Here is a 25,824-nt window from a genome sequence, read left to right on the forward strand (position 1 = left end):
CTTCACCCACCACGGCCAATTTAAAGGGCAAACTGTAGTCGCGCTGACTACGCCGCACACGCGGCTCAAACTCAGTTTTCATGACATCTTTTGGGAAAGCTGTCAACCTATTTCCGGACCCGACATTATCAAGCAAAAAGCCCCGCTGGCGTTACCAGCGGGGCTTTTTGCTTGATAATTAAACTGACTATGCCGCTACGGGCTCGGCCATCATGGTGTTAAGCTTCTTGTAAAGCACGAACAGGATTAGCGAGGCAACAGCCGACAGGCCCACGAAAATCATGAAAAAGTCGTAGAGACTCGTGATTTGGAAGCCGAGGAAAGTGGGCCATTTGGATGCCAGTTCCAGGGAAGTGAGCTTGGCGCTGACGTCGGCCGTCACCTGCGAGGCGCCGTTGAGGATGCCGGGCAAATTGATGCCTTCCTTAGTGGCTTTAGCGAATTCGGCGGGGCCGGGAGGATATAGACCGGAGAGCACGCCGGCCAGCTTGTTGCCGGCTGCCGTAGCCAGAAACCACACGGCCATCAGCAGGGAGGCGAAACGGGCGGGGGCCAGCTTGTTTACCAGGGCCAGACCGATGGGCGACAGGCACAATTCGGCGAACGTGTGCACCATGTACATGGTGATGAGCCAGAACATGCTCACTTTGGTGGAGGCATCCACGCCTTTCACGCCGAAGGCAATGATGAGGTAGCCCACGGCCATCAGCATGAGGCTAATGGACATTTTGAGCGGCGACGACGGCTCCGTGCCACGCTTGCCCATCCAGGTCCACAGCACCGCAAATATCGGTGCGAAGATGATGATGAACAGCGCGTTGGCCGACTGGAAGTAGGACGCCGGCACGACCGTGGAACCCAGGGTCCGGTCGGTTTGCTCGTCGGCGAAGAAGGTGAGCGAGGCTCCGGCCTGCTCAAACGTGCCCCAGAAGAAGATTACGAAGAAGCTGAGGATGAAGATGACGTAGATTTTCTGCTTTTCGCGGGCTGTCAACGATGGGTCGGTGAGGATGGTGACCGGAGCCACAATCATGGCCGAGAACACCAGCGCGCCAATCCAGTCGCGGTTCATGAGCCAGGCAATGGCGGCGTACACCACCACAAACAGGCCAATAAGCATGGGCAGCTTGCTGGCGAAGCTTTTGGTGGGGGCAGCAATGGTTTCGGCGCGCACGGGGGCGTCGGTTTGAACCGGTATCACGGGCGAATGCTCCACGGTGCGCTCGGGCCTGGCTCCGAGGGGAGTGCCTTCGGCGGTCACCACGTACTTGTGTTTCAGCAGCTCAAACGTGAGGCTACCTATCAGCATGCCGAAACCGGCCGCCAGAAAGCCCCATTTGAAGTCGGCCGGATTGCCGGTATCGCCGAGCGTACCGCAGACCAGGGGCGAGAAAAACGCGCCCAGGTTGATACCCATGTAGAAAATGGTGTAGGCCGCATCAATGCGCGAATCACCCTTGGGGTAGAGCGAGCCTACCATGGAGGAGATGTTGGGCTTAAAGAAACCGTTGCCGAAAATAAGGCAGCCCAGGCCCACAAAGAACAACAGCAGCTGCGACGACGGCACCGCCGTTTGGCCGGTGGTGTACATCGAAGCCGAGAAAAACAGCGCAAACTGCCCGGCTGCCATCAGCAGGCCGCCCACCAGAATGGAACGGCGGTTGCCCCAGTAGCGGTCGGCCACGTAGCCGCCCAGTAGCGGCGTGAGGTACACGAGCGAGGTGTAGTTGCCGTAGATGAGCGACGACATCTCCTTGTTCATCAGCAGGGCCTTGAGCATGTACAGCGACAGCAGGGCCCGCATGCCGTAGTAGCTGAACCGCTCCCACATTTCGGTGGCGAACAGGACGTACAGCCCTTTGGGATGACTCGTGGATTCCGCGGAGCGCGGATGCTCGGTTTGAGCAGGAACGGTTTGCATAGAAGAAACTAGGGTGAGAAATGAGTGAGTAAGAGGAAAAACCGACTCCGTTGGGCAAGCAATGCAATACGGGCACGGTAAATCTAGGAAAGTTTCGGCATTATGAAGCCGCCGTTACGCTTACCGGCTCGTCCGGTTCCGACTTGGCGGGCTTGGTCGGCGCGTCGCTGCGGTAGGCTTTGGCGCGGTAGGCTCCGGGCGAAAGGCCGGTTTGCTTGCGGAAAAACCGGGTGAAATAGCCGGGGTCCACGAACTGTAGCTCATAGGCGATTTCGGCCACCGAGAGCGACGTATATAACAGGTAGTTGTGGGCCTTGCGAATGGTGTGGGCCTGCACAATCTGCTGGGCCGTTTTGCCCTTCACGGCTTGGCAGATGCGGTTGAGATGGACCTGCGTAATCTTGAGCTCGTGAGCAAACTGCGAGATTTTCTTTTCGAAAGGCGCGGTGCGCTCAATGGCTTTCTGGAACTCGCGGAAATAGTGCAGGGCGCGGTTGGGGCTCTCCTCTTTGCCGCGGTTGTGTTGCAGGAGCCGGAAAATTTTCACGAACAGCAGCTTGAAATAGCCATTGAGTGCGAGCTGCTTGCCGGGCAGGTCGGAGTAGATTTCTTCGTGAATCTGCTGCTCCAAGGCCAGTAAATCGGCAAAACTGACCTCGGAGCTGAAGTCCGACAGGATATGCACCGAGTTCAGCTCAACCAGTACGCCGGGCGTGGCCTGCAGAATAGTGTCGAGCAGAGCTTCTGAGAGGGTGAGCGTCCGCCCTTTCACCTGCGGGCTGAAGGTGAAGCCGTGAACGGTATTAGCCGGAATAATGACCAGGCAGGGCGTGTGCAGCTCCAGCGGCTCGGTGGCCTCGAAGGACGCGCGGCCGGCTTCGAGGAAAAACAGCTGAAACAGGTTTTCGTGCAGGTGGGGCTTCAGGCCCCAGTCGGTGAGGCGCTGGCGGGGCACAATGGACTGGCTTTGCAGGTAGTCGTGCGAAATCCGGGCCTTGCTGTCGCCGTAAATACCGTTGAAGCGGGCAATGCTGGTAGTCATTTTGGAAATTGAAAGCAGGGACAAAGCAAACCTTAGCGCAGCTGGAAATTCCAACTTTCTTCCCTCACACCTGTTTCACCCCCTCTGTTCTCCGTCAAATGTAGCGAATTAGCCGGACTAGGTTTAATTTGTCCTGCTAATGAAACGAATTGTTTCACTGCGCCGCCGCCGAATAATTCTACCTTTACATCCTCATTCACGCCATCTCCCACCCAACTTTTTTTATAGCCATGCAAGAAGCCTCCAACCTTGCCGTAGCTTCCCACAATCGTTTGCAGCCGCTGGGCTTTACCGATACGGCTACGGTGCATCTCAATCTGACGCCGGCCGAGCTCATTGAGCACGCCCTGCGCAACCAGGAAGGTCACCTCACCGACAACGGGGCCCTGATGGCCGATACCGGCAAGTTCACCGGCCGCTCGCCCAAAGACCGTTTCGTAGTAAAAGACGAGAACACCGAAGACAGCGTGTGGTGGGGCGATATCAACATCCCCTTCGACGCCGACAAGTTTGACCAGCTGCACCAGAAAATGGTGGCTTACCTGGCCGACAAGGAGCTGTACGTGCGCGAAGCCTACGCCGGTGCCAACCCCGACTACCAGCTCAAGCTGCGCATCGTGAACGAGCAGGCCTGGCATAACCTGTTCTGCTACAACATGTTCCTGCGCCCCGCCGCCGGAGCTGACACCAGCTGGCTGCCCGATTTCAGCATCATCTGCGCCCCCGGCTTTGAGGCCGACCCGGCCGTGGATGGCACCCGCCAGCCCAACTTCGCCATCCTCAACTTCACCAAGAAGATGATTCTGATTGGCGGCACGGGCTACGCCGGCGAGATGAAAAAGGGCATTTTCGGGGTGCTGAACTACCTGCTGCCCCACGAGCACAACACGCTGCCGATGCACTGCTCGGCCAACGTGGGCGAAGCCGGCGACACGGCCATCTTCTTCGGCCTCTCGGGCACGGGCAAAACCACCCTCTCGGCTGACCCCAACCGCGGCCTCATCGGCGACGACGAGCACGGCTGGACGCCCGATGCCGGCATCTTCAACTTCGAAGGCGGCTGCTACGCCAAGGTGATTGACCTGAGCAAGGAGAAGGAGCCCCAGATTTGGGACGCCATCCGCTTCGGCTCCATCGTGGAGAACACGCGCTTCATCCCCGGCACCCACACCGTGGACTACGCCAACAAGTCGGTGACCGAAAACACGCGCACTGCCTACCCCATCAACTTCATCGACAACGCCATCGAGCCGTCGGTGGCCGATGCCCCGAAGAACATTTTCTTCCTCACCGCCGATGCTTTCGGCGTGCTGCCTCCCATCAGCAAGCTCGACAAGAGCCACGCCATGTACCTCTTCATGTCGGGCTACACCGCCAAGGTGGCCGGCACCGAAATGGGCGTGACGGAGCCGCAAACGACGTTTTCGGCCTGCTTTGGGGCGGTATTCCTGCCCCTGCACCCCACCAAGTACGCCGAGATGCTGGGCAAAAAGATGGATGAGAACCCCGACATCAACGTCTGGCTCATCAACACCGGCTGGACCGGCGGCAGCTACGGCGTGGGTTCGCGCATGAAGCTGCCCTACACCCGCGCCATGATTACGGCCGCGCTCAACGGCCAGCTTGAGCAGGTAAAATTCACCAAGCACCCCATCTTCGGCATGGAAGTGCCCGGTGCCGTGCCCGGCGTGCCTTCCGAAATCCTGGACCCGCGCAACACCTGGGCCGATAAAGAAGCCTACGACAAAACCGCCGCCTCGCTGGCCGAGAAGTTTGTGGTCAACTTCAAGAAGTACGCGGAATTCGCTAACGATGAAATCCTGGCCGGCGCTCCCAAAGTGGCAGTGGAAGCTTAAGATTACTCCACGTTTACTCACCAAAAAGCCCCGTCAGTTGCAGCTGACGGGGCTTTTGCGTTATAATCAGTACGCTAATTCCTCTTATCTGATATTCCTTTCAAAAGAAAAGCAACACCTGATACAAGCACTCAAGTTAGCACGATAAAGTTGCAGCTATCATTTAGTCCAGTACTTGCCGGATTACGGTTCGCTGGTCCCCGCTGTGGAACACAAAAAGCAAGAGGCCGCGCTCATTCAGCAGTAATTCAGTGGTGCCGGCAACCAGTTGCGCCGATAACACGGCGCGGCCCAACGCATTGTAAATCCGCAATTCCCCGGGCTGACCAACCGCTACCGAAACCCGGCCCGCGCCTGGCTGAACATACACGCTAACGTTGGGCCGCACGGCCCCCTGCCCCACCGCCGAAACCACAGCAAAAGCGCCCACCGCCACCTGCAAGGGATTGTCGCGCTGCTGTTGGTAGGCCGCTGCCGTGCTGGCTGGTGCTGTGGGTGCATCGACGTACAGCGTGCGGGTGGTGCGCAGCGTGCGGTAGGCTGCCGAAGTGGTGCCGCAACCACTCCCCACGATGGGGTCGGTGCACACCGTGCCGTTGAGAAACTGCACACTCACGCCGCTGGTGCCCCAGGCCTGCCCGTCGCCGGTGCAATTGGAAGCCGGAGTTGTGCGGTTATCGTCGTAGTAGGAGCCAAACGTGGCATCGGCCGCCATCAGGGTGGTAGCGCGGCCGTGCAGGATGGAGAGCGTACCCGGCAAGCCGCTTACTTGCTCCCAGGCGAGGTTGCCCAGGACGACGGGGTCAGGGCTCCCGTCGATGGGCACACCGGCCAGGTTCAGGTTGTTGCGATAGGTCATGCCCGTGGCGGCGGGGGAATAGTCGAAAGCGTCCTGCACGCTGGGAATGTTGTGCACCCGCAGGTCGGTGGCGATGTCGTGACGCCCGGCGTAAAACCAGTGCGTGCGCTGGGTGAGCGGGCCGCTCACGGCGCCCATGTACGAGCGGATGACCCGCACGGGGCCGGCCTTCACCGTCACGAAGGCGTTTTCGCTGGCCGAGAAGGCGTCTTCGTGGCGGATGCAGTTGCCATTGGCGAAGAAGTTCTTGTAGCGGTCCAGAATGTCGATGCCACTGCCCGTGAGCAGGCGCAACTCGTCGCTCACCCATTCGGACGAAAAATGCCACTGATAGCGCGCGGTGGCAACGGTGGTGTTTTCGGCGTTGGTGCCCGAAAGGTTGGCCGGAAAGCCCGGCGTGGTGGCGAGGTCAGACGTGTAGGTGACGTAATTGACGCCCGCTCCCTGGAGCAAGGTGCCGGCATTGCGAAACAAATACACGTACCCAACTCCCCCCAACGGGTCGGTGACGATGATTTCCTGGCCGCTGCTGGCCACAACACCGGCCGGGGCGGGCACGCTCGTTGCCCGGCCGCCAGCATCCGAAGCCATGAATACCAGCTCGTCGTCGGCATCAAAGCCCGCCTCGGGGTCGGCTCCGGTGAAGGTGGCGGCATCGGTGTAAAAAAGCACGCGGAGGTTGGCGGGCGACGGCGCGTAGGGCGTGCCAGTGGTCAGCGCACCATAGGGCTTTACAATGTCGAGCAGGGCCCGCTCATCAACCTGAACGGGAACCTGTTGCCAGGTGCCGCCCACAAATTTGAATCCCACCAGGCTGGTTGGTACGGCTCCGGCCAATGCCGGCAAGCTGGCGCCCGTGAGCGCTACGGGGTCATGGGGCCGCGTCAAACCACTTCCCTGCCCGCTGGCCATCCGTGCGATAATTACCAGAAACAGGGTATAGAAAAGCTTCATAAATGAGCGGCAAGAGGAGAATGTATACGCAACTGCATGCCGCTGCCGGTAGTTCAGCCGCGGCCATGCAGACGCACTGAAACTGGGACCACAAAAAAAACGTCGCGCGAAGCAGGGCCTCACGCGACGTTGATGCGGCAGTTAAAACAAGTTACCGACGCTTGTCGAGCTGTTTTTTAATGGCGGAGCGGTTCAGCCACGCGGCCAGCGCTACGCCCGCACCCGCAATTACCGCCGTGCGAATGGCGGGACTGCCGGCGGTAACGGCCGCGGTATAGAAACTGGTTTCGCGGGCGTGGCCGGGGTAGTTGCCGCGCTCCATAAGCGCACCGTTGGCGTGGTCGAGGCCGTTTTCGTGCAAAGGCTGCGGCGGGTAATCGGCTTTTTCCTGCTTGGAAAACGATTTTTCCATAAACTTGTCCAGCAGCGCGGGGGGTCCGGTTCTCCATGCCGATAAAGGCGCGACCGCCACCGCCCACCACAATGGCGCGCTCGGGCATGACGCAGGCGTGCAGAATCGAAAATGGACACGCCGGCGTTGTTAATCCACGTATCGTAGCCGCCAAACTTGCTGGTTGCAGCCTAGGCAATGCGCAGCACGTCGGCTTGCTGGCTAACATCGGCCACGACGTAGACCGACTGGCCACCGGCCTGGTTAATTTCATCGCTGAGTTGGCAGAGAGCATCTTCGCTGCGCGAGGCTAACACGAGTTTTGCGCCCTGCTTGGCCGCCATTCGAGCCGTAACGAGCCCAATGCCCGACGAAGCGCCGGTGATGACAATGACCTGTTCGGGAAGTTTCTTGAGGTTGACTTTTATGTTGTGGGGAAACGAGGTACGCTGAAATGTGGTACTTCAGGTTACGCCGTCTTTGTAGCCCCGGTTATGGTTCAGCTTTGTTGTAAGAGGCCACACCGGGCCGTTTTCCCGTTCTTTGCGCCATGCATACGTTTTACGCCGCCGACCTCGCTGGTCAGACTTATACCCTGCCTGAAGACGAAAGCAAGCACGCCGTGCGCGTGCTGCGCTTGAACGTGGGCGATGCCGTAGACCTGCTCGACGGGCGCGGTGGACTCTACATGGCTACCGTGGCCGATGCTAATCCCAAGCGCTGCCAGCTTCGAATCACGCACCACGAAACCGTGCCTCCCCGCCCCTATTTCACCCACGTAGCGGTGGCTCCTACCAAAAACCTCGACCGCATGGAGTGGTTCGTGGAAAAGGCCGTGGAAATTGGCGTGGAGCGCATCAGCTTCCTGCGTTGCGCCCGCTCCGAGCGCCGCGAACTGAAGCTGGAGCGGCTGGAGAAAATTGCCATCAGCGCCCTGAAACAGTCGGGCCAAGCGTGGCTGCCGCAGCTGGATGAGCTGCAGGATTATGCCGCGTTCGTGGCCAGCGTAGCGCCGGAAACCACGTTTATCGCGCACCTGGAAGCAGGCGAGCGCACGGACCTGGCGCAGGTAGCCGGCGCGGGGCCGGGCTGCTGCGTCCTCATCGGGCCGGAGGGAGATTTTACACCCGGCGAAATCAGCCTGGCGTTGAGCCGGGGCATTCGGCCGGTGACGCTGGGAGCCTCGCGACTGCGGACGGAAACGGCGGCGCTGGCGGCGGTGTTCACCGCACAGATTATGTTAGCGGCGCGGCGCTAATTAACTGCTGTTACGCAGTAAAGTGTAGCGCGGACTTTGTAGTCCGCGAGTCAGCGCCGTTTAGTGGTTGTAACGGCACCGGGGCGCGGACTACAAAGTCCGCGCTACATCCCCCGAGGCGCTTTAACAAGGAGAGTACGTAACATCAGTATTTGGGGTAAACTATTTATCATTCATTTCGAGTTCACGAATATATGCTCAAGAACCTATTGCTTACTGCTACTCTCCTACTCACCCTCACGGCGGCGGCTCCCGCGCCCAGCTTCCGCATTGCCAAGCTGCACTACGGCGGCGGGGGCGACTGGTACGCCAACAAAACCAGCTTGCCCAACCTCATCAGCTTCTGCAATCAGAGCCTGAAAACCAACATCGCGCCCGACGAGGCCACCGTAGAGCTCGACGCGCCCGAACTGCTTTCCTACCCCTTCGTGCACATGACCGGGCACGGCAACGTGAGCTTTACGGCTGTGGAGGCCCGCAACCTGCGCCGCTACCTCACGGGCGGCGGCTTTCTGCACATTGATGATAATTACGGGCTCGATAAGTTCATCCGGCCCGAGATGAAAAAGGTATTCCCCGAGCTGGAGTTCGTGGAACTGCCCTTTTCCCATCCCATCTACCACCAGAAATACCAGTTCCCCAGGGGGCTGCCCAAGGTGCATGAGCACGAAGGCAAGCGGGCCCAGGGCTTTGGCCTGCTGTATAAGGGCCGGCTGGTGTGCTTCTATAGCTACGAGTGCGACCTGGGCAATGGCTGGGAAGACGCGGGCACCTACCCCGAGGACTCCCCCGCCGCGCACGATGCCGCCCTGCGCATGGGGGCCAACCTGGTGAGCTACGCCCTGACCCAGGATTGAGGCCCCTTTGGGCATTTGGCGGGGTATTGGTGGTACATTCGCTGGTCTGTGGCTTCAGTGCCTTTGCTTTTTCCCACTATGTCTTCTACTCCTCCCGAGAGTCTGGCGCTGCTGCCCCGCCTACGCGCCGAAACCCGCCCCTACCACGATGCCGTAGAAGAGAATCCCTTCAACCGGGCCCTGGCGGCGGGCACGGTGACGGCCGCCGACACGGCCCGGTTTCTGGCCCGGATGTACGGCGTGGTGCAGCCCTACGAGCAGCAGCTGCGCGCCCACGCTGCCCTGTTTGGGCCCGCCTGGCAGCTGGACCGGCGCTACCGGGCCCACCTGATTCTGGATGATTTGCCCCGGCTGGGCTACGACGGCACCCCGCCGCTGTGCCCGGCGCTGCCGCCGCTGGCCACTTGGCCGCAGCTGTTGGGCGCTATATACGTGCTCGAAGGCTCGACTCTGGGCGGGCAGGTAATTGCGCGCCAACTGATAAAATCAGATATTTCTGCAAATAAATATTTTACGGGCCGCGCCGACCAAACCGGACCCCTGTGGAAGGTGTTCTGTGCCCAACTAACCGAAGCTGCCCCAGCCAGCGACCACGCGGCGATTATTTCATCGGCCGTGCAGACCTTTCAAACTCTTGCCACATGGCTCAGCCAGCCGTAGCCTACACCGATGAAAGCCTCGTCGGAACTTCTATCAACCTGACCAACTGCGACCGGGAACCGATTCACATCCCCGGCCTGATTCAGCCCTACGGCTTTATGCTGGGGCTCGACGAGCATACCAAACGCGTGGTGCAGGCCAGTGCCAACACCGAAACGCTGCTGGGCATGGCGGCCGAAAGCCTGCTCGGGGCCGGGCTCGACGTGCTGCTCGGGCCCGACAAGCTGGCCGAGATTGAAGCCATCTGGCCCACGCTCACGGAGGTGGCCCGGCTGGTGGGGGCCCGCCTCGACGGCGTGGCGGAGCGGCCGTTCTACAAGCTGGTGCTGCACCGCTACGACCACCTGCTGTGGGTGGAAGGCGAAGCCGTGGACGAATCCTCGGTGAGCAGCTTCGACCTGCCCGTGCTCAACCTGACCCTGGGCCGGCTGCTCACGGCCACCACCACCCTGGAAATGGGCCAGGTGGCCGTGGAGCAGGTGCGCGAGCTCACCGGCTACGACCGGGTGGCCCTCTACCGCTTCGCCGAGGACGGCAGCGGCTACGTGATGGCCGAAACCCTGCGGGCTGACCTGCCGCCCTGGCTGGGCATGCACTACCCGGCCACCGACATTCCGCAGCAGGCCCGGGCCATGTACCTCAAAAACTGGCTGCGCTTCATCGCCAATGCCAACTACGTGCCCGTGCCGCTGGTGCCGGCCCTGAACCCGAGCACCGGCCGTCCGCCCGACATGACGTACTCGGTGCTGCGGAGCGTGTCGCCCATTCACCTGGAGTACCTGCGCAACATGGGCACGGCAGCTTCCATGGTGATTTCGCTGATTCGGGACGGGGAGCTGTGGGGCATGATTACCTGCCACCACCAGACCCCCCGCCTGGTGAGCTACGAGCTGCGCGACTTGTGCCAGTTTCTGGCCAAAGCCATGTCGGCCCTGCTCAACACCAAGGAGCAGCACGATGAGCTGGAGTACCGGCAGCGCATTCGCCGGGTGCAGGGCCAGCTCTTCGCGCAAATGAACGCGCAGCAGAACTTCATCGAGGGCCTCTACCGCCAACCCACCACGCTGCTCGACGTCATCAGCTGCGGCGGGGTGGCCATTTGCCTCGAAGACGAGATTATCTGCCTCGGGCAAACTCCCACCAAGTACCAGATTGGCAACCTGGTGGCCTGGCTGCGCAACCAGCCCCGGCAGGAGATTTTCGCCACCAGCTCCTACGCTACCCTCAACCCGGTGGGCCTGAGCATGCGGGCCACGGCCAGCGGCGTGCTGGCGGCGGCCCTCAGCCCCGAGCTGGGCGAATACCTGCTCTGGTTTCGGCCCGAGCAGGTGCAAAGCGTGACCTGGGCGGGCCGCCACGAAAAAAACCAAACTACCGTCGACGGGCAGATTTTTCTCTCGCCCCGCCAGTCGTTCGAGGCCTGGAAGCAAACCGTGGAGCACACCGCCACCCCGTGGCGGCCACTGGAACTGGAAGCCGCCCAGGAAATTCGCCGGCACGTGACGGAGGTGCGGCTGCGCATTTTTAACGAGCTTCAGGCCAAGGCCGCCGGCCTGGCCCGCCTCAACCTGGAGCTGGAGCGCAGCAACGACGAGCTGGACTCGTTTGCCTACGTGGCCTCACACGATTTGAAGGAGCCACTGCGGGGCATCCACAACTACTCGGTGTTTTTGCTGGAAGACTACGCCGACCGGCTCGATACCGACGGCGTGAGCAAGCTGCAAACCCTGGTGCGCCTCAGCCAGCGCATGGAAGCCCTGATTGAGTCGCTGCTGCAGCTCGCGCGGGTGGGCCGCCTGGAGCTCACCGTGGAACCCATTGACCTGACCGAAGTGGTGGCCGGCGTGGTGGAGATGCTCCAGCCCCGCATCGAACAAACCAATACCACCGTGGCCTTAGCCGGCCCGCTGCCCACCTTCCGGGCCGACCGGGTGCGCCTGAGCGGGATATTCAACAACCTGCTTACCAATGCCATGCGCTACAACGAGCAGGCCGATAAGCAAATCGTCATCGGGCTGGCCCCGGCCGATGTACGCAGCCCGCGAGGCACCGGCAACCCGGCCGATTACTACGTGTTTTTCGTGCGCGACAACGGCATTGGCATTGCCCCGAAGCACCACGAAAACATCTTCAAGATTTTCAAGCGCCTGCACGCGCAGGACAAGTACGGCGGCGGGGCCGGGGCCGGGCTGGCCATTGCCAAGAAAATGGTGGAAAAGCACGAGGGCGAGCTGTGGGTTGATTCGGTGTACGGGCAAGGAGCCACGTTCTACTTCTCCATCTCCAAACACTTGTAAATGAGCTTTCTTAGCACCGTACCCATCCTGGTGGTGGAAGACAGCCTGGAAGATTTCACGGCGCTGAAGCGGGCCTTTCAGAAGAATGCCGTGCCCAACCCCGTGCTGCGCTGCGAAGACGGCGACCAGGCCCTCGAATACCTGCAGGGCTACGGCAAGCACCCGGATTGGCCCAACGTGCTACCGGCCTTCGTGCTGCTCGACCTGAACATGCCGGGCACCGACGGCCGCGACGTGCTCGAAGCCCTCAAGGGCGACCCCGAATTGCAGTCGCTGCCGGTCATCATCTTCACCACCTCCGCCAATGCCCGCGACATTGCCGACTGCTACCGCCTGGGGGCCAACAGCTACCTGACCAAGCCCATTGCCTACGGGGCCCTCGAAGAAAAAGTGGGCCTGCTGGCCCGCTACTGGCTCAGCGCCTCCAAATTACCCATTTCCACCTCCCTGTGAAGCGCGTCCTGCTCATCGACGACAACGCCGGCGACCGGCTTCTGTACCGTCGCTACCTGGCCCCGCGCGAGGGCTTCGAGCGGCTGGAGGTGGTGGAAGCCGCCACCGGCGAGGAGGGCCTCGCCCTGTTTCGCGGGCAGCAGCCCGACTGCGTGCTGCTCGACTACAACCTGCCCGACACCGACGGCCTGGCCCTGCTCGAGCAATTTGGGCAGCTGGCCGCGGCCGACACCCTGTGCGTGGTGATGATAACCGGCGGCGGCAGCGAAACCCTGGCCGTGCGCGCCCTCAGCAACGGGGCCCTCGACTACCTGGTGAAGCAGCAGTTTGACCGCGACCTGCTCTACAAAACCGTGGTGCACGCCATCGAGAAAAACGAGTGGCGGCAGTACGTCAGCCGCTATCACGCCGAGCTGCAGCAGGTGAACCGGAAGCTGCGCGACTCGCTGGCCGAGCTAACCGTGGTGCGGCAGGAGCTGAACGACAAAAACGCCCACCTGCGCCTGGCTAATGCCGAAGCCCAGGCCCGCAACCGGCAGCTGGACCGCACCAATCAGGACCTCGACAACTTCGTGTACGCGGCCAGCCACGACCTCAAGCAACCCGTGAATAACCTGACGGGGCTATTTGGCGAATTGCGCCGCACGGCCACCTTCCACGACCCCGAGGAGGCCGTGGTGCTGCGCCTGTTTGAGGAGTCCCTGGGCAGCCTGTCCACCACCATCACCGACCTGGCCACCGTGGTGCAGGAGCAGCGGGGGCCCATTGAGCAAGCCTTCGAGCAAGTGTCGTTCGAGGGACTAATGGCCGAAGTGCTGGGCAATTTGCGGCCGCAGTTTGCCGCCGCCCAGGCCCACCTCGCTTCCGATTTTTCGGCCCTGCCCGAGTTGCCTTACGTGAGCGGCAGCTTACGCACCATCCTGCTCAACCTGCTCGGCAACGCCCTCAAGTACCGCCACCCCGAGCGCGCGCTGCACGTGCGGGTGCGCACCTACAAAGCAGACGGCCAGCCCGTGCTCGAAGTCAGCGACAACGGCCTGGGCATCGACCTGGAGCGCCACGGCCCCGAGTTATTTCACTTGTTCCGCCGTTTCCACCCCCAGGCGGGCGAAGGCACGGGCGTGGGCCTGTTTCTAATCAACCGCCTCGTGCAGACCCACGGGGGCACCATCGAGGTTGACAGCGAAGACGGTACCGGCACCACGTTCCGGGTGCGGCTGCACGGCGCTTTTCCATAGCCAAACCAGGCAAGCGCCCGCGCCGAATCCCGGGCCGCTAGCGCACGCCCTTTTCAGGAAAACGCCCGGTTTTAGTGCGGTAGTAGGCTTTGATTCTGGCTTCGTCGGCTTCATAATCACCCGTGGGATACACGGCCGGGCCGATGCCGGCTTCCTTTTGCTTGTAGTCCAGATACCCGAGCCGGATGGGCACGTGCGCGCCCAGCGCGGCGAAATAGTAGCCCTTGCGCCAGCGCGGCTGGTAGGCCCGGGTGCCTTCCGGCGTGATGAGAATCACCAGCTCGTCGTGCTCGTCAAATAGCTTCACCATGCCGTCAACGAGGCTGTTGTTCTTGCTGCGGTCGACGGGCAGCGCCCCGATGGCCCGCACCAGGCCACCCAGCAGCCAGTGCTCGGCCCACTCCTTTTTCACGGTGAAGCGGACGTCTACATCCATCAGATAGAAGGCGGCCCGCGCCATAATGAGGTCCCAGTTGCTGGTATGGGGGGCCGCAATCATCATGCTCTTCCTGATTTCCGGGTTGTGAATCTCACCCAGCTTCCAGCCGGCCACCCAGAAAACGAATTTGGCCATGTAATACCAGAAAGTAGAGGTTTTGCGAGCGGGCATTCGAAGAGGTGCTTAATAAGAATGAAGAAGGAATTGGCTGGTTTCAGCAATGGTAGTTGCCACCGGCCGGTATTTCGTGGCGCAAAGATGAGCAATTGGCCCGAAATCGGGCATTTGTGCTCACAGTAGGGCCTGCAATGCTTCGGCCTGGCTCATGGTGTAGCGGTAGCCAATATCGAACAGCTCGGGGCCGCGCCGGTAGCCCAGCGGCCGGTAGTGGCGCAGCTCCGACGGCTCCAGCAGCAGGTCGCACTGGCCTTTGCGGGACGAAGTGTTGGCGTTGATGGCCAGATGCAGCGTACGCTCAATAAGCCGCCGGAAATTGGGAATGCGGGCTTCCGGATTGATGGGGTTGCAGTTTACGCCCACCACGCGCAGGTTTTCGCGGCCCAGCAGCGGCTCCACGGGCAGGTTGTTCAGCAGGCCCCCATCCACCAGCTGCCGGCCCTGGTACTCCACCGGCCGGTAGATGATGGGCACCGCCGACGAGGCCAGCAGCGGTAGCAGCAACGGCCCCGAGTTGAAGTACACCGACTCGCCCGCCATCAAATCGGTAGCCACCAGCGTAAGTGGCCGGCTCAGGTCCTCAAAAGTCAGCGTAGTTCCTAAATGCCGGGCCAGCAGCTGCGCCACGGCATCGAGGTGGAGCAGCCCAAACCGGCTGAACGCGGGCCGCGTCAGTCGGAATACGTTGGTGGTCAGCAGCATTTGCAAAATCTCACGGGGCGCGAAGCCGGCCGCGTAAAACACGCTCGCAATGGCTCCCGAGCTCACGCCCGCCAGCCGGGCCACGGGCAGCTGCAGCTCATCGAAAGCGGCCAGCACCCCCAGGTGCGCAATTCCCCGGGCCCCGCCGCCGGATAAAGCCAAACCCAGTTCGGCCATGGTAAAAGTTGTTTTTGATGAAAAAACGAGGGCCTGCCGCACCGCCGCTGCCTCCGTTACGCAAAACGCCTCCCCAACAACCGACGTCGGGCGCAGAATTTATAAATCGGCCAGACGCAGCGTTTCGCCCAGCCGCACACCTCTGTCGGTCATTTGCACGGTACAAGCCTCGTTCGTAGGGTCGTGCTCCAGCAGCAGCACCCAGTTTTCTTCCGCCGCCCGGCGCAGCACCGCTTCCTTTTCGGTCATGGTGATGAGCGGGCGCACGTCGTAGCTCATCACATAAGGCAGCGGAACGTGGCCCGCGCTGGGCAGCAAATCGGCCATAAAAGCCAGCTTACGGCCTTTGTACTCCATTAGCGGCACCATCATTTTCTCGGTGTGGCCATCGGACCGAATAATCTCGCTGAACTGCGGCAGCGCATCGGGCACCCCGGCCTGCAGGTCGATAAATTTCAGGTGGCCACTTTCCTGAATCGGCAGAATATTTTCCTTCAAAAAGCTGGCCTTCTCGCGCGGGTTGGGAGTCACGGCCCAGTCCCAGTGCGCTTCATTGCTCCAATAAGTGGCATTCGGGAAAGCCAGCTGGAGCACCCCATCGGGCCGCCGCACCACCGAGCCACCGCAGTGGTCGAAGTGCAGATGCGTCAGAAAAACATCGGTAATGTCGGCGCTGGTGAAACCGAGCTTGCGCAAGGACTTCTCCAGGGTGTCGTCACCGTGCAGGAAAAAATGCCCCCGAAATTTCTCGTCCTGCTTCTCCCCGATGCCAGTATCGATGAGCAGCAGCCGGCCGCCATCCTCAATGAGCAGGCAGCGCATGGCCCAGTTGCACATGTTGTTGGCATCGGGCGGGCTCAGCTTTTGCCACATGCTGCGGGGAACCACACCATACATGGCTCCGCCGTCGAGTTTGAACAACCCGGTATCAATGGGATGAATAGTCATTAAGTCAGTGAACAGTTATGAGTGAACAGTGAACAATGCATCAGTGCCAACTTTGAAAAAACAGAACAAGACTGTTCATTGCTCACTGATAACTGTTCACTGAATTTATTCCACCACCACGCCCATCGCCGAAAACTTGTCGATGCGCTGCGAAATCCGGTCAGCCGGTGCAATGGCCGCCAGTTCCTTCAGCGTTTTGAGCAGGGTGTTTTTCAGCGTTTCAATCATTTGTTCGGGCGCCGTGTGGGCCCCGCCCAGCGGCTCTTTCACAATGCCATCAATGAGGCCCGCGCTTTTCATATCGATGGCCGTGAGCTTGAGGGCCTCCGCGGCCTGCTCCTTATAATCCCAGCTACGCCACAGAATGCTGCTGCACGACTCGGGCGAAATCACCGAGTACCAGGTATTCTCCAGCATCAGCACCCGGTCGCCGATGGCAATGCCCAGCGCCCCGCCCGAAGCACCTTCGCCAATAATGACGCAGATTACCGGCACCTTCAGCATGAACATTTCTTTGAGGTTACGGGCAATGGCCTCGCCCTGCCCCCGCTCCTCCGCCTCCAGGCCCGGAAACGCCCCGGGCGTATCAATCAGCGACACAATGGGCACGTTGAATTTTTCAGCCAGTTTCATCAGGCGGAGGGCCTTGCGGTAACCCTCGGGATTGGGCATGCCGAAATTGCGAAACTGCCGCTGCTTGGTGTTGTGGCCCTTTTGCTGGCCAATGAACATCACCGGCTGGCCGTCAATCTCGCCGAAACCGCCCACCATGGCCTTGTCGTCGCCCACGGTACGGTCGCCGTGCATCTCCACAAACTTATCGGCCATACCGCCAATGTAGTCCAGCGTGTAAGGCCGCTCCGGATGGCGCGACAGCTGCACCCGCTGCCAGCGCGTGAGGTTAGCGTAGGTTTCCTTCTTCAGGGCCTTAATCTTGGCTTCGAGCGCCGCGACAGCTTCACTTACGTCTACTTCACTTTCGGCAGCGAGTTTCTGCATTTCATGCAGCTTGCCTTCAAGGGCAGCAATGGGTTGTTCAAAATCGAGGAGCATGGGCCACGGAGGGGATTGCGTGAAGAGGGAAAGCTAAAAATACGGTTGCGTACAGGCTAGTCCCGAGAGAACCCGCCACCGCACGCCACCAAATACCACTGCAAAAGCGGTCGACAAAGGTAAATCATCCATCGTTGCGATACCTCGCAAAAATTAATCCCCTTGAGAAACAACCCTCAAGCCTCCAAAACGGGTTGTTTTCAGAAATATATTAGCCCTTTGCTTGCAGGACGCTATTTCTCTGCCCTACCTTTGTATCACCAAAACGGAAAAGCACACGGCTTCTCCACCAAGGCAAACGGTTTGGTAGTTCAGTTGGTTAGAATGCCGCCCTGTCACGGCGGAGGTCGCGGGTTCGAGTCCCGTCCAGACCGCCAGTTTGCAAATTAACGCCCTGTAAGCATCTAACTTACAGGGCGTTTTGCTTTTACCAGGATTTGAGGGGACACGTCAGGGGACAGAATTGAATACTAGTCCTGCCTTGCTGTAGGCGGGAACAGCACTGCCAACCTCCCCTGCTGGGGTAGCCAAGGAACAGCGTCTCCTACCCGCAACAAGCCAGGGGACAAGCGACATTTCGTTGAAAAAATCTGAGGCGGGTCTTTTTCTGATTACCAACACGGCCAATCAGGAATAGGGCGCCCCCCCCCACCTTTACAGCTGTAGCCGGACGAGACAACCGTCACTACGCTTCCGATACGCTCCGGGTACGGTAGCGCTACGCTCTCGCTGCGGGCGAGGGCGGCGCGCACTTCCTGCTCGGGCAGAAGGAATTTGATGAAGCGGAGGCGCAACTCGACCCCGACGTTGCTTCATTGCTCGACAGTGCTGAAGACCCTGCATTAGTTAAGAAGCTGTGGTGAAATGCCCAAAGCAGCATTATCAGGAATACAGTACCGGGCAAGTATCGCCAATTTGCCCTGTATGAAAAGGGTATATTCTTAAAGAAAAGCAGCAAGACAACTGATTCCAAGTTCACATTCAAGCATCCGGCACAGACCGTTTACGATATCGTTGATAGCTGGATTCGAGAAAACGGCGGCCCAATTGAGTTGGGCATGGCCCTTTGGGATTTGAATGAGCGAAACAACTTCCATTCGATAAAAAAGCAACTTGACTTTAGTGCTAGTGGTCTACCAACTTAATTTTTAGTAGTTATTTTGGTTAGTTCGGCGTATCGATTCTTCAATTTGACGCGGGCCTTCTCGGTGGTGAAGGACCAGTTGATTTTGGTGGCAGCCTCGTTGCGTTTGGCCTGCCAAATCGGGGCTTCTTGTTCGAGTTGTTGCGGGCAGTCAATGCGGCGGTCGAGGCACTGGCGGGAAAGAGCGGCAAACTCGATTTCAGCCATGTTGAGCCAGGAGCCGTGCTTGGGGGTGTAATAAAATTCAAGCCGATGGCGCAGGTTGCGGGCCGTTTTAACGGGCAGATGCTCGTAAAAAGCGCCGTAGGTGTGGGTGCTGTAGTTATCCTGCACGAGCTTGATTTTGGGTGCCTAGGGGTAGTGGGTCTGCACGAGCCAGTCCATGAACCGGGCATAATCGGCCTTGGTTTTGGTGGTCGTGACCTGCAAATGGCGCTGGTCCGTGTCGATGTTGTAGGCCAGCAAGACGTTGTACACGCCGTTGCGTCCGTATTCCTGGTGCTCTTTTTGGGTGGCCCCAGGTTTGGGTAGAATCGGGCTCAGCACCTGGCCGAGCAACTGGCAGGGCCGCTCACCAAAGCACAGGCGCACCACACCGGCTTGCACGGGCTGCGCGTACACGCCGAGCACGTCTTCCAGGTTGGCCAGGTACTCGCCCGTTATCGTGCCAACGCACCACATCTCTTTCAGCCAGGGCTTGTGATGTTCCCGTTTCCTTTTCCGGCCGGCCTCACCCTGAGGCCACGCAATCATACGAGAGTAGGAACAGAAATTCCCGCTCAGGAAGGCCGGCCGATTCCTCGGGGGCTTCATGGTCTCGGATAACGGGTGAAATAGCGTCCTTTGCGGGCTCCTCACGCGTTGCTTACCGATGGAATTATACAATACCCTGGCGCTGCTCATTGCGATAGCCGCCGTCTTTGGTTACCTCAACCACCGCTTCCTGAAACTGCCGGGCACCATCGGGCTGATGGTGCTGGCCCTGGCTTCGTCGCTGCTGGCCATTGGGCTGGGGAAGCTGGGGGTGGATTGGGTGCTCACGGCCAGCCAGCTGGTGCGCAGTATCGACTTCCACACGGTGCTCATGCAGGTGATGCTCAGCTTCCTGCTCTTTGCCGGCTCGCTGCACGTAGACGTGCGCGCCCTGGGCAAAGAGGGCACCGCCGTAGGGGCCATGGCCACGGCGGGCACGCTGTTGTCGACGGCGTTGGTCGGCACGGCGTTTTACTACCTGCTGCCGCTGTTTGGGCGGCCCACCGATTTTATCTACTGCCTGCTGTTTGGGTCGCTTATCTCCCCCACCGACCCCATTGCGGTGCTGGGCATTCTCAAGGCCGCGCGCATCGATAAGCGCCTCGAAATCCGCATCGTGGGCGAGTCGCTCTTCAACGACGGCATTGCCGTGGTCGTGTTCGTGAGCCTGTTTCAGATTGCTCAATTCGGGGCGGAACAGGCCACGCCCGCCGTGATTGGGAAGCTGTTTTTGCAGGAGGCGGGGGGCGGCATTGTGCTGGGCGCGGTGCTCGGCTACACCACGTTCTGGGCCCTGCGCACCATCGACAGCTACCAGGTGGAGGTGATGATTACGCTGGCCCTGGTGATGGGCGGCACGGCCCTGGCCTCGCGCCTGCACACCTCCGGCCCGCTGGCCATCGTGGTGGCCGGCCTGATTGTGGGCGACAAGGGCCGGGAGCTGGGCATGTCGGACGTGACGCGGGAGTACCTCGACAAATTCTGGGAAGTGCTGGACGAAATCCTGAACGCGGTGCTGTTCGTACTCATCGGCCTGGAAATGCTGGTACTCGACATCAGCCGCACCACCCTGGTGGTGGGCGGGGTGGCCATTGTGGTGGTGCTGGTGGCCCGTTGGGCCTCGGTGGGCCTGCCCCTGCTGCTGCTGAAGCGCTTTTACCCCTTCGACCGCCAAACGCTGCGGGTACTGACCTGGGGCGGCCTGCGGGGCGGCATCTCGGTGGCCCTGGCCCTGTCGCTGCCCGATTCGATGCCCCGCGACCTGATTGTGGGCATCACCTACGTGGTGGTTATTTTCAGCATCATCGTGCAGGGGCTCAGCATTGGGCCCCTGGTCAAAAAGCTCGGCCTGAGTACGGCCGAAGACGCGGCCGGCCCCGGCCACTAGCGCAGTTTCTAGGTTGATGTACGTGTTCAAAAGGAATTAAAAATGAAGAATTAAAAATCAAAACTCTGACGTACAAGTTTTTAATTTTTAATTCTTCATTTTTAATTCTGTACACGGACTTGGAAACCGCTCTAGCGCTCCGGCCGAAAGAGCCAGGCTAACTTTTTAATCCGGGGCAGGGATGCCCGCCCCCCCCGTTATCCGCGTGTGCCCATGAATATTCTGCTGGTGGAAGACGACCCCCGGCTCTCGGCCCTTATCCGCCGCGGCCTGGAAGAAGAACAGATGACCGTGACCGTGGCCTACGACGGGCGCTACGGCCAGCAGCTGGCCCTGTCGCAGGCCTACGACCTGATTATTCTGGACATCATTCTGCCGTATCAGAGCGGGCTGGAGGTGCTGGCGGCCCTGCGGGTGCAGGACGCGCAGGTGCCCGTGCTGCTGCTCACGGCGCTGGGCACCACCACCGACAAGCTGCTGGGCTTCGGCGGCGGGGCCGACGATTACCTGGTCAAGCCCTTCGACTTTGCCGAGCTAGTGGCGCGGGTGCGGGCCCTGACCCGGCGCGGCAGCCCGCAGGCCAAGGGCACCCGGCTCGCCTTTGCCGACCTGACCCTGGACGTGGAAACGCGCGGCGTGAGCCGGGCCGGCCACTCCATCCGCCTGACGACCCGCGAGTTTACGCTGCTGGAAATGCTGCTGCGCCACCCCGGCCGGGTGCTCACCCGCAGCGAAATTGCCGAGCGGGCCTGGGAAGAAGCCTTCGAAGCGGGCTCCAACGTCATCGACGTGTACGTGAACTACCTGCGCAAGAAAATCGACCACGGCTTTCCCACCAAGCTCATCCACACCGTGGTGGGGGCGGGCTACGTGCTGCGGCAGGAGGAATAAACGGGTGGTCAGTGGTTAGTGGTCAGTGGTTAGTGGTCAGTGATTAGTGGTCAGTGATTAGGCTGTAATGAGCAGATTTGATTGGTAAACCTGGCAAAAAACACCACTGGACGTTTTTTTGGGTTGCAACTCCTTGACTACCAAACACTAACCACTGACCACTAACTCGCCCATGACCATCCGCAACCGCCTGACCTGGCTTTTCGTGGCCGTGGTGGCCGTCATCCTGCTGGCCGTACTTACCACCGCCTTCGCGCTGCAATACGAGTACGGCCAGCGCGAATTCCGCGAGCGGCTGCGGGACCGGGCCGAGGTGGCCGCGTTTATTTTCCTGGAAAAGGACGAGCTGCGCACCGATACCTTCCGCGAATTCCAAAAGCGGTACCAGCGCACGCTGACCGAGGAAATCATTCAGATTTACGATGCCCAGGGCGAGCCGCGCTTCCTGCGGGAGGACCTGCGATTGGAGGTGCCGCCCGAGGTGCTGGCCCGTATTGTGGCGGGCGAGCAGGCTTATTTCGAGGATGGCCCCCGCCTGGCCGTGGGAATTTTCTACCGCGACAACCAGGGCTCGTTCGTGGTGGTGGCCGGGGCCGAAAACGTGTACGGCCGGGCCCGCATGCAGTACCTGGCCACCATTCTGGTGGCGGTGTTCGTGGCCAGCCTGCTGGTGATTTATGGCGTGGGCTACCTGTTTGCGGGGCGGGCGCTGGCGCCCATTGCCGCCCTCAACGACGAGATGGACCGCATCAGCGCCTACGACCTTCATCGCCGGGTCGACCCCGGCGTGTCGGGTAGCGAGCGGGACGAAATCGCGCGGCTGGCCGGCACCTTCAACCGCCTGCTCGACCGCCTGGAAGGCAGCTTCGCGGCGCAGCGGGCCTTCGTGAGCAACGCCTCGCACGAACTGCGCACCCCGCTGGCGGCCTGCATCGGGGAAGTGCAGCTGGCCCTGGCCCGCGACCGGGAGCCGGCCGCCTACCGCGCCGCTTTCCAGGAGCTGCTGACCGACCTCACCCAGTTCAAGGCCCTCATTACCCACCTGCTGGAGCTGGCCCAGGCCGAAGTGCGCCTGCCCGAGCAGGAGGAAGGCCTGCGGGTAGATGAGCTGCTGAGCGAGGCCTGCGCGGCCGTACCGCCGGAGCTGCGCGCCCGGCTGCGCGTGCGTACCGGCCAGCTGCCCCGCGAGCCCGAGCAGCTGGAGCTGAGCGGCAACCGGGCGCTGCTGGGCCGGGCGCTGGGCAACCTGCTCGAAAACGCCCTGAAGTATTCGGCCCCGCACCCCGTGGCCGTGGACCTGGCCTACGAGCCCGGCCGGGTGCGGGTACGCATCCGCGACCAGGGCATGGGCATTGCCGAGGAGGAGCTGACGCGGGTGTTTCAGCCCTTTTACCGGGCGGCCAATGCCCGGGACGTGGCCGGCCACGGCGTGGGGCTGCCGCTGGCCCGCAAAATCATCGAGCAGCACGGCGGCGAGCTGCTGCTGGCCTCGCGCCTGGGCCACGGCACCGAAGTGGTGGTGGTGCTGCCCACGTCATAAAGTGCTGTTTTGGGCCGGCCGCCGCATTCTAATCTGCTTCTAATGCGTTTCTAATCCTATTCTAATCCGTCGCCGGTAGTCTTGCGCTCAGTTACGCTACTACCTGCACATGGGACGGATTTTTTGGCTTGGTTTCTTCTTACTGCTTACCAGTACCGGCGTTTTCGCCCGAGTGACGGCCCCCACCGACACGGTTCGGCTGACGTTGGCCGAGGCCGAGCAGCGCTTCGGGCAAAACAACCTGGCCGTGCTGGCCCAACAGTTCAACGTGAGCATCGCGCAGGCCCAGGCCGTGCAGGCCCGGCTGCTCGACAACCCCACCGTGTACCTGGAGCAGGACGTGCTGCGCCGCAAAGTGCTGCGGCCGGAGGTGCCCGACGGCACGCCGGGCAGCGAAATGATAGTGAGCATTCAGCAGCTGGTGTCCTTGGCCGGACGGCGCAAGGCGGCGGGGGAGGTGGCCCGGCAAGGGGCCGTGGCCGAGCAGTACAACCTGCAGGACCTGCTGCGCAACCTGCGCTACCAGCTGCGCACCTCTTACTACGACCTGTTTTTCAAGCAGCGCACCCTGAAGGTATACGACCTGGAAATCAACTCCCTGACCCGCACCGTTGACTTGTACCAGACTCAGTACGAAAAAGGTAACATTGCTCTGAAAGAAGTTATCCGCCTGAAAGCTTTCCTGTTTACGCTGCAAACCGAGCGGCAAACCATCCTGGCCGAAGTAACAGCCGAGCAAACCGACCTGCACGTACTGCTGCGCGACCCGGCGCCCACCGAATACCGTCCGGTAGTGGACCTGGCGAGCACCCGCGCCCTCAACCTGGGCACCTACTCGGCGCAGGCCCTGACCGACTCGGCCCTGGCCGTGCGCACCGACCTGAAGGCCCGCCGGGCCTCCCTCGAACAGCAAAACCTGAACCTGCGCCTGCAGCAGAAGCTGGCCGCGCCCGACCTGGCCGTGGGCTACACCTACGACCGCGCCGGTTCCTATATCAACAACTACCACGCCCTCACGCTGGGCGTGGCCGTGCCGTTGTTCAACCGCAACCAGGGCAACATTCAGGCGGCCCGGGCGCAGGTGGCCGGCAATAAGCTGCTCGTCGACCAGCAGCAGCAGGCCGTGCGGGCCGAAGTACACCAGGCCTACCTGCTGGCCGAACGCACCGACGCGCTGTTTCAAAGCACCAGCCGCGACACCGAGCCTTTTAGCCGCCTGATGGCGGGCATCGAGCAAAGCTACGCCAAGCGCCTGCTGACGGTGGTGGAATACCTCGACTTTTTCGAATCCTACAAGAACAACCTCGTGCAGCTCAACAGCCTGCGGGCCAGCCGGGTGCGGGCCTTCGAGCAGCTCAACCTGACCGTGGGCAAAACCCTGTTCCGGGCCGAGTAGCAGCCTGACTTTGGCTTATTTCTGATTTTTCTGGCGGCTGCGTGCAGCCTTTTTTCCTGCTTTATGAAATCAATTTCCCTTGGCTGCCTGCTCCCGCTGGGGCTACTGCTCGCCGCTTGCTCGCACTCCCAGCCGGAGGCCGCGCCGGCCCCGCTGACCTTCGTGCTCTCCAATACCATCCTGCGCCAGCTGGAGCTGGACACGGTGCGCCGCGAGCCGGTGCGCCGCGAGCTGAGCCTGTCAGGCCTGATAACCTCCAATGGAGACCGCACGGCCCGGGTATTCCCCCTGGTGGGCGGCGTGGTGGAAGACCTGCACGTGGAGCTGGGCGACCGGGTGAGCAAGGGCCAGGTGCTGGCCGTGATTCGCAGCGGCGAGATTGCCGACCTGCAGAACCAGAGCAGCGCCGCCGGTACCGACCTGGCCATTGCCCGCAAAAACCTGCAGGTGCTCGAAGACCAGTTCGCCGCCGGCCTGGCCTCGGAGCGCGACGTGGTGCTGGCCCGCGAAGAGCTGAAAAAAGCGGTGGGCAACACCGGCAAGAGCCGCAAGCAGCTCGGCGTGTACGGCGTGACGGCCGACGGCAAGTACACGCTGCGGGCCCCGATTTCGGGCTTCATCACCGAAAAGAACGTGACCGAGAACATGCAGTACAACGACTCGAACGTGGACAACTTCTTCACCATCGCCGACCTGGACGACGTGTGGATTATGGCCGACGTGTTTGAGTCCGACATCGCCCAGGTGCAGGAAGGCTACGCCGCCGACGTGACCACCCTCTCCTACCCCGACGAGCATTTTCTGGGCAAAATTGACAAGGTCTTCAACGTGCTCGACCCCGAGAGCCGGGTGATGAAAGTACGCATCCGCCTGCCCAACCCCGGCTACCGGCTCAAGCCCCAGATGTACGCCTCGGTGCGCGTGCGCCACACCGAAGCCCGGCAGCTGCTGGCCGTGCCCGCCCGCTGCGTCATCTTCGATAAAAACCGCCATTTCGTGCTCGTGTACAAAGACAAGCGCCACGTGCAGACCCGCGAAGTGGAGCTGGCCAATACCGTGGGCGAAGTGAGCTACGTGCGCAGTGGCCTGCAAGCCGGGGAGCGCATCATCACCCGCAACCAGCTGCTGGTGTACGACCAGCTGAATGACTGATTAGTTAGCTGTTAGCTGATGGCTGCTAGCTGTTAGCTTTTGTCCGGCTCCATTTTACGGTGGTGCAAAAGCGCTGAATATCAGCTTGTCGGCAAGCTCTGTGCTGTGCTGCATTACAATTCATAAAAAGCTAACAGCCAACAGCTAGTAGCTAACCCAAGTTGCGGAGTAGTTGGAGAGCACAAAAAAAGTCTGCTCGGCAGAGCAGAAGTAGGTTTGAGGTCTCTAACCGCCTCATTCCTACTTTCCCCATGCGCGAACAGACCGTTGCAATGTACT

23 protein-coding genes and 1 tRNA gene are annotated in these 25,824 nt (G+C 60.9%); 13 read left to right on the plus strand and 11 right to left on the minus strand.

The features are described 5' to 3' along the window. Positions 1-187: 187 nt before the first annotated feature. Together ABD819_RS20380 and ABD819_RS20385 are read right to left on the minus strand one after the other, a co-directional pair. Complete coding sequence (locus ABD819_RS20380) at positions 188-1,921, minus strand: peptide MFS transporter (protein ID WP_345127356.1); 1,734 nt, start codon at positions 1,919-1,921, stop codon at positions 188-190. Positions 1,922-2,021: 100 nt separating this feature from the next. Beyond that, a complete protein-coding gene (locus ABD819_RS20385; RefSeq protein WP_345127358.1) occupies positions 2,022-2,963 on the minus strand; it encodes an AraC family transcriptional regulator in 942 nt (313 codons plus the stop codon). A gap of 230 nt (positions 2,964-3,193) precedes the next feature. On the opposite strand from ABD819_RS20385, the gene pckA reads away from it, so the two are divergent. Beyond that, positions 3,194-4,819: a phosphoenolpyruvate carboxykinase (ATP) gene (pckA, locus tag ABD819_RS20390; protein WP_345127360.1), complete on the plus strand. Its 1,626-nt coding sequence runs from the start codon at positions 3,194-3,196 to the stop codon at positions 4,817-4,819. A 163-nt stretch (positions 4,820-4,982) separates the two neighbouring features. Here pckA and ABD819_RS20395 read toward each other — a convergent pair whose 3' ends face one another. From ABD819_RS20395 to ABD819_RS21595, 3 genes are all read right to left on the minus strand, one after another. Further along, positions 4,983-6,632, minus strand: a complete 1,650-nt coding sequence (locus ABD819_RS20395) for a hypothetical protein (RefSeq protein ID WP_345127361.1) — start codon at positions 6,630-6,632, stop codon at positions 4,983-4,985. A gap of 151 nt (positions 6,633-6,783) precedes the next feature. Next, on the minus strand, positions 6,784-7,044 hold the full coding sequence (locus ABD819_RS20400) for a hypothetical protein (RefSeq protein WP_345127363.1): 261 nt from the start codon (positions 7,042-7,044) through the stop codon (positions 6,784-6,786). Between the two features lie 170 nt (positions 7,045-7,214). Beyond that, the gene (locus ABD819_RS21595) at positions 7,215-7,451 is read right to left on the minus strand and encodes an SDR family NAD(P)-dependent oxidoreductase (protein WP_425554045.1); all 237 of its coding nucleotides are present in this window, start codon (positions 7,449-7,451) and stop codon (positions 7,215-7,217) included. Between the two features lie 122 nt (positions 7,452-7,573). Here ABD819_RS21595 and ABD819_RS20410 point away from each other — a divergent pair, with 122 nt between their 5' ends. The 6 genes from ABD819_RS20410 to ABD819_RS20435 all read left to right on the plus strand — a co-directional run bounded on the left by ABD819_RS20410 (position 7,574) and on the right by ABD819_RS20435 (position 13,786). Beyond that, positions 7,574-8,281, plus strand: coding sequence for a 16S rRNA (uracil(1498)-N(3))-methyltransferase (locus tag ABD819_RS20410; protein ID WP_345127366.1), 708 nt, complete (start codon positions 7,574-7,576; stop codon positions 8,279-8,281). Positions 8,282-8,475: 194 nt separating this feature from the next. Next, positions 8,476-9,138 carry a DUF4159 domain-containing protein gene (locus tag ABD819_RS20415; protein ID WP_345127368.1) on the plus strand — a complete coding sequence of 221 codons (663 nt, stop codon included), beginning with the start codon at positions 8,476-8,478 and terminating at the stop codon, positions 9,136-9,138. A gap of 78 nt (positions 9,139-9,216) precedes the next feature. After that, positions 9,217-9,798 carry a biliverdin-producing heme oxygenase gene (locus ABD819_RS20420; protein ID WP_345127369.1) on the plus strand — a complete coding sequence of 194 codons (582 nt, stop codon included), beginning with the start codon at positions 9,217-9,219 and terminating at the stop codon, positions 9,796-9,798. Continuing rightward, positions 9,780-12,095, plus strand: coding sequence for an ATP-binding protein (locus ABD819_RS20425; RefSeq protein ID WP_345127371.1), 2,316 nt, complete (start codon positions 9,780-9,782; stop codon positions 12,093-12,095). The genes ABD819_RS20420 and ABD819_RS20425 overlap by 19 nt, the downstream gene beginning before the upstream one ends. Continuing rightward, positions 12,096-12,548, plus strand: coding sequence for a response regulator (locus ABD819_RS20430; RefSeq protein WP_345127372.1), 453 nt, complete (start codon positions 12,096-12,098; stop codon positions 12,546-12,548). Next, positions 12,545-13,786 (plus strand): sensor histidine kinase, encoded by a 1,242-nt coding sequence (locus ABD819_RS20435; protein WP_345127373.1) that lies wholly within the window; start codon positions 12,545-12,547, stop codon positions 13,784-13,786. Before ABD819_RS20430 ends, ABD819_RS20435 begins: the two co-directional genes overlap by 4 nt. Positions 13,787-13,823: 37 nt before the next feature. Here ABD819_RS20435 and ABD819_RS20440 read toward each other — a convergent pair whose 3' ends face one another. From ABD819_RS20440 to ABD819_RS20455, 4 genes are all read right to left on the minus strand, one after another. Further along, positions 13,824-14,360 carry a 1-acyl-sn-glycerol-3-phosphate acyltransferase gene (locus ABD819_RS20440; protein ID WP_345127374.1) on the minus strand — a complete coding sequence of 179 codons (537 nt, stop codon included), beginning with the start codon at positions 14,358-14,360 and terminating at the stop codon, positions 13,824-13,826. Between the two features lie 156 nt (positions 14,361-14,516). Beyond that, the gene (locus ABD819_RS20445; protein WP_345127376.1) at positions 14,517-15,281 is read right to left on the minus strand and encodes a patatin-like phospholipase family protein; all 765 of its coding nucleotides are present in this window, start codon (positions 15,279-15,281) and stop codon (positions 14,517-14,519) included. A 99-nt stretch (positions 15,282-15,380) separates the two neighbouring features. Continuing rightward, on the minus strand, positions 15,381-16,229 hold the full coding sequence (locus ABD819_RS20450) for an MBL fold metallo-hydrolase (RefSeq protein WP_345127377.1): 849 nt from the start codon (positions 16,227-16,229) through the stop codon (positions 15,381-15,383). Positions 16,230-16,334: 105 nt separating this feature from the next. Then, complete coding sequence (locus ABD819_RS20455) at positions 16,335-17,282, minus strand: acetyl-CoA carboxylase carboxyltransferase subunit alpha (protein WP_345127379.1); 948 nt, start codon at positions 17,280-17,282, stop codon at positions 16,335-16,337. 300 nt (positions 17,283-17,582) lie between these two features. Between ABD819_RS20455 and ABD819_RS20460 the strand changes: the two genes are divergently transcribed. Beyond that, a tRNA-Asp gene (locus ABD819_RS20460) sits at positions 17,583-17,659 on the plus strand. Between the two features lie 764 nt (positions 17,660-18,423). Here the strand turns inward: ABD819_RS20460 and ABD819_RS20465 are convergent. Both ABD819_RS20465 and ABD819_RS20470 read right to left on the minus strand, forming a co-directional pair. Beyond that, positions 18,424-18,759, minus strand: coding sequence for a transposase (locus ABD819_RS20465; protein WP_345127380.1), 336 nt, complete (start codon positions 18,757-18,759; stop codon positions 18,424-18,426). Between the two features lie 18 nt (positions 18,760-18,777). Further along, entirely contained in the window at positions 18,778-19,179 is a 402-nt protein-coding gene (locus ABD819_RS20470) for a hypothetical protein (protein ID WP_345127382.1), read from the minus strand. Between the two features lie 118 nt (positions 19,180-19,297). Between ABD819_RS20470 and ABD819_RS20475 the strand changes: the two genes are divergently transcribed. The 5 genes from ABD819_RS20475 to ABD819_RS20495 all read left to right on the plus strand — a co-directional run bounded on the left by ABD819_RS20475 (position 19,298) and on the right by ABD819_RS20495 (position 25,545). Next, positions 19,298-20,566, plus strand: a complete 1,269-nt coding sequence (locus tag ABD819_RS20475; RefSeq protein WP_345127383.1) for a cation:proton antiporter — start codon at positions 19,298-19,300, stop codon at positions 20,564-20,566. 213 nt (positions 20,567-20,779) lie between these two features. Beyond that, positions 20,780-21,457, plus strand: a complete 678-nt coding sequence (locus ABD819_RS20480; protein ID WP_345127385.1) for a response regulator — start codon at positions 20,780-20,782, stop codon at positions 21,455-21,457. A 172-nt stretch (positions 21,458-21,629) separates the two neighbouring features. Continuing rightward, the gene (locus ABD819_RS20485) at positions 21,630-22,997 is read left to right on the plus strand and encodes a sensor histidine kinase (RefSeq protein WP_345127387.1); all 1,368 of its coding nucleotides are present in this window, start codon (positions 21,630-21,632) and stop codon (positions 22,995-22,997) included. A gap of 172 nt (positions 22,998-23,169) precedes the next feature. Then, positions 23,170-24,393, plus strand: coding sequence for a TolC family protein (locus ABD819_RS20490; protein ID WP_345127389.1), 1,224 nt, complete (start codon positions 23,170-23,172; stop codon positions 24,391-24,393). Positions 24,394-24,456: 63 nt separating this feature from the next. After that, entirely contained in the window at positions 24,457-25,545 is a 1,089-nt protein-coding gene (locus tag ABD819_RS20495) for an efflux RND transporter periplasmic adaptor subunit (protein WP_345127391.1), read from the plus strand. Positions 25,546-25,824: the final 279 nt, after the last annotated feature.

It is taken from the genome of Hymenobacter antarcticus (assembly GCF_039539545.1).
GTDB lineage: Bacteria > Bacteroidota > Bacteroidia > Cytophagales > Hymenobacteraceae > Hymenobacter > Hymenobacter antarcticus.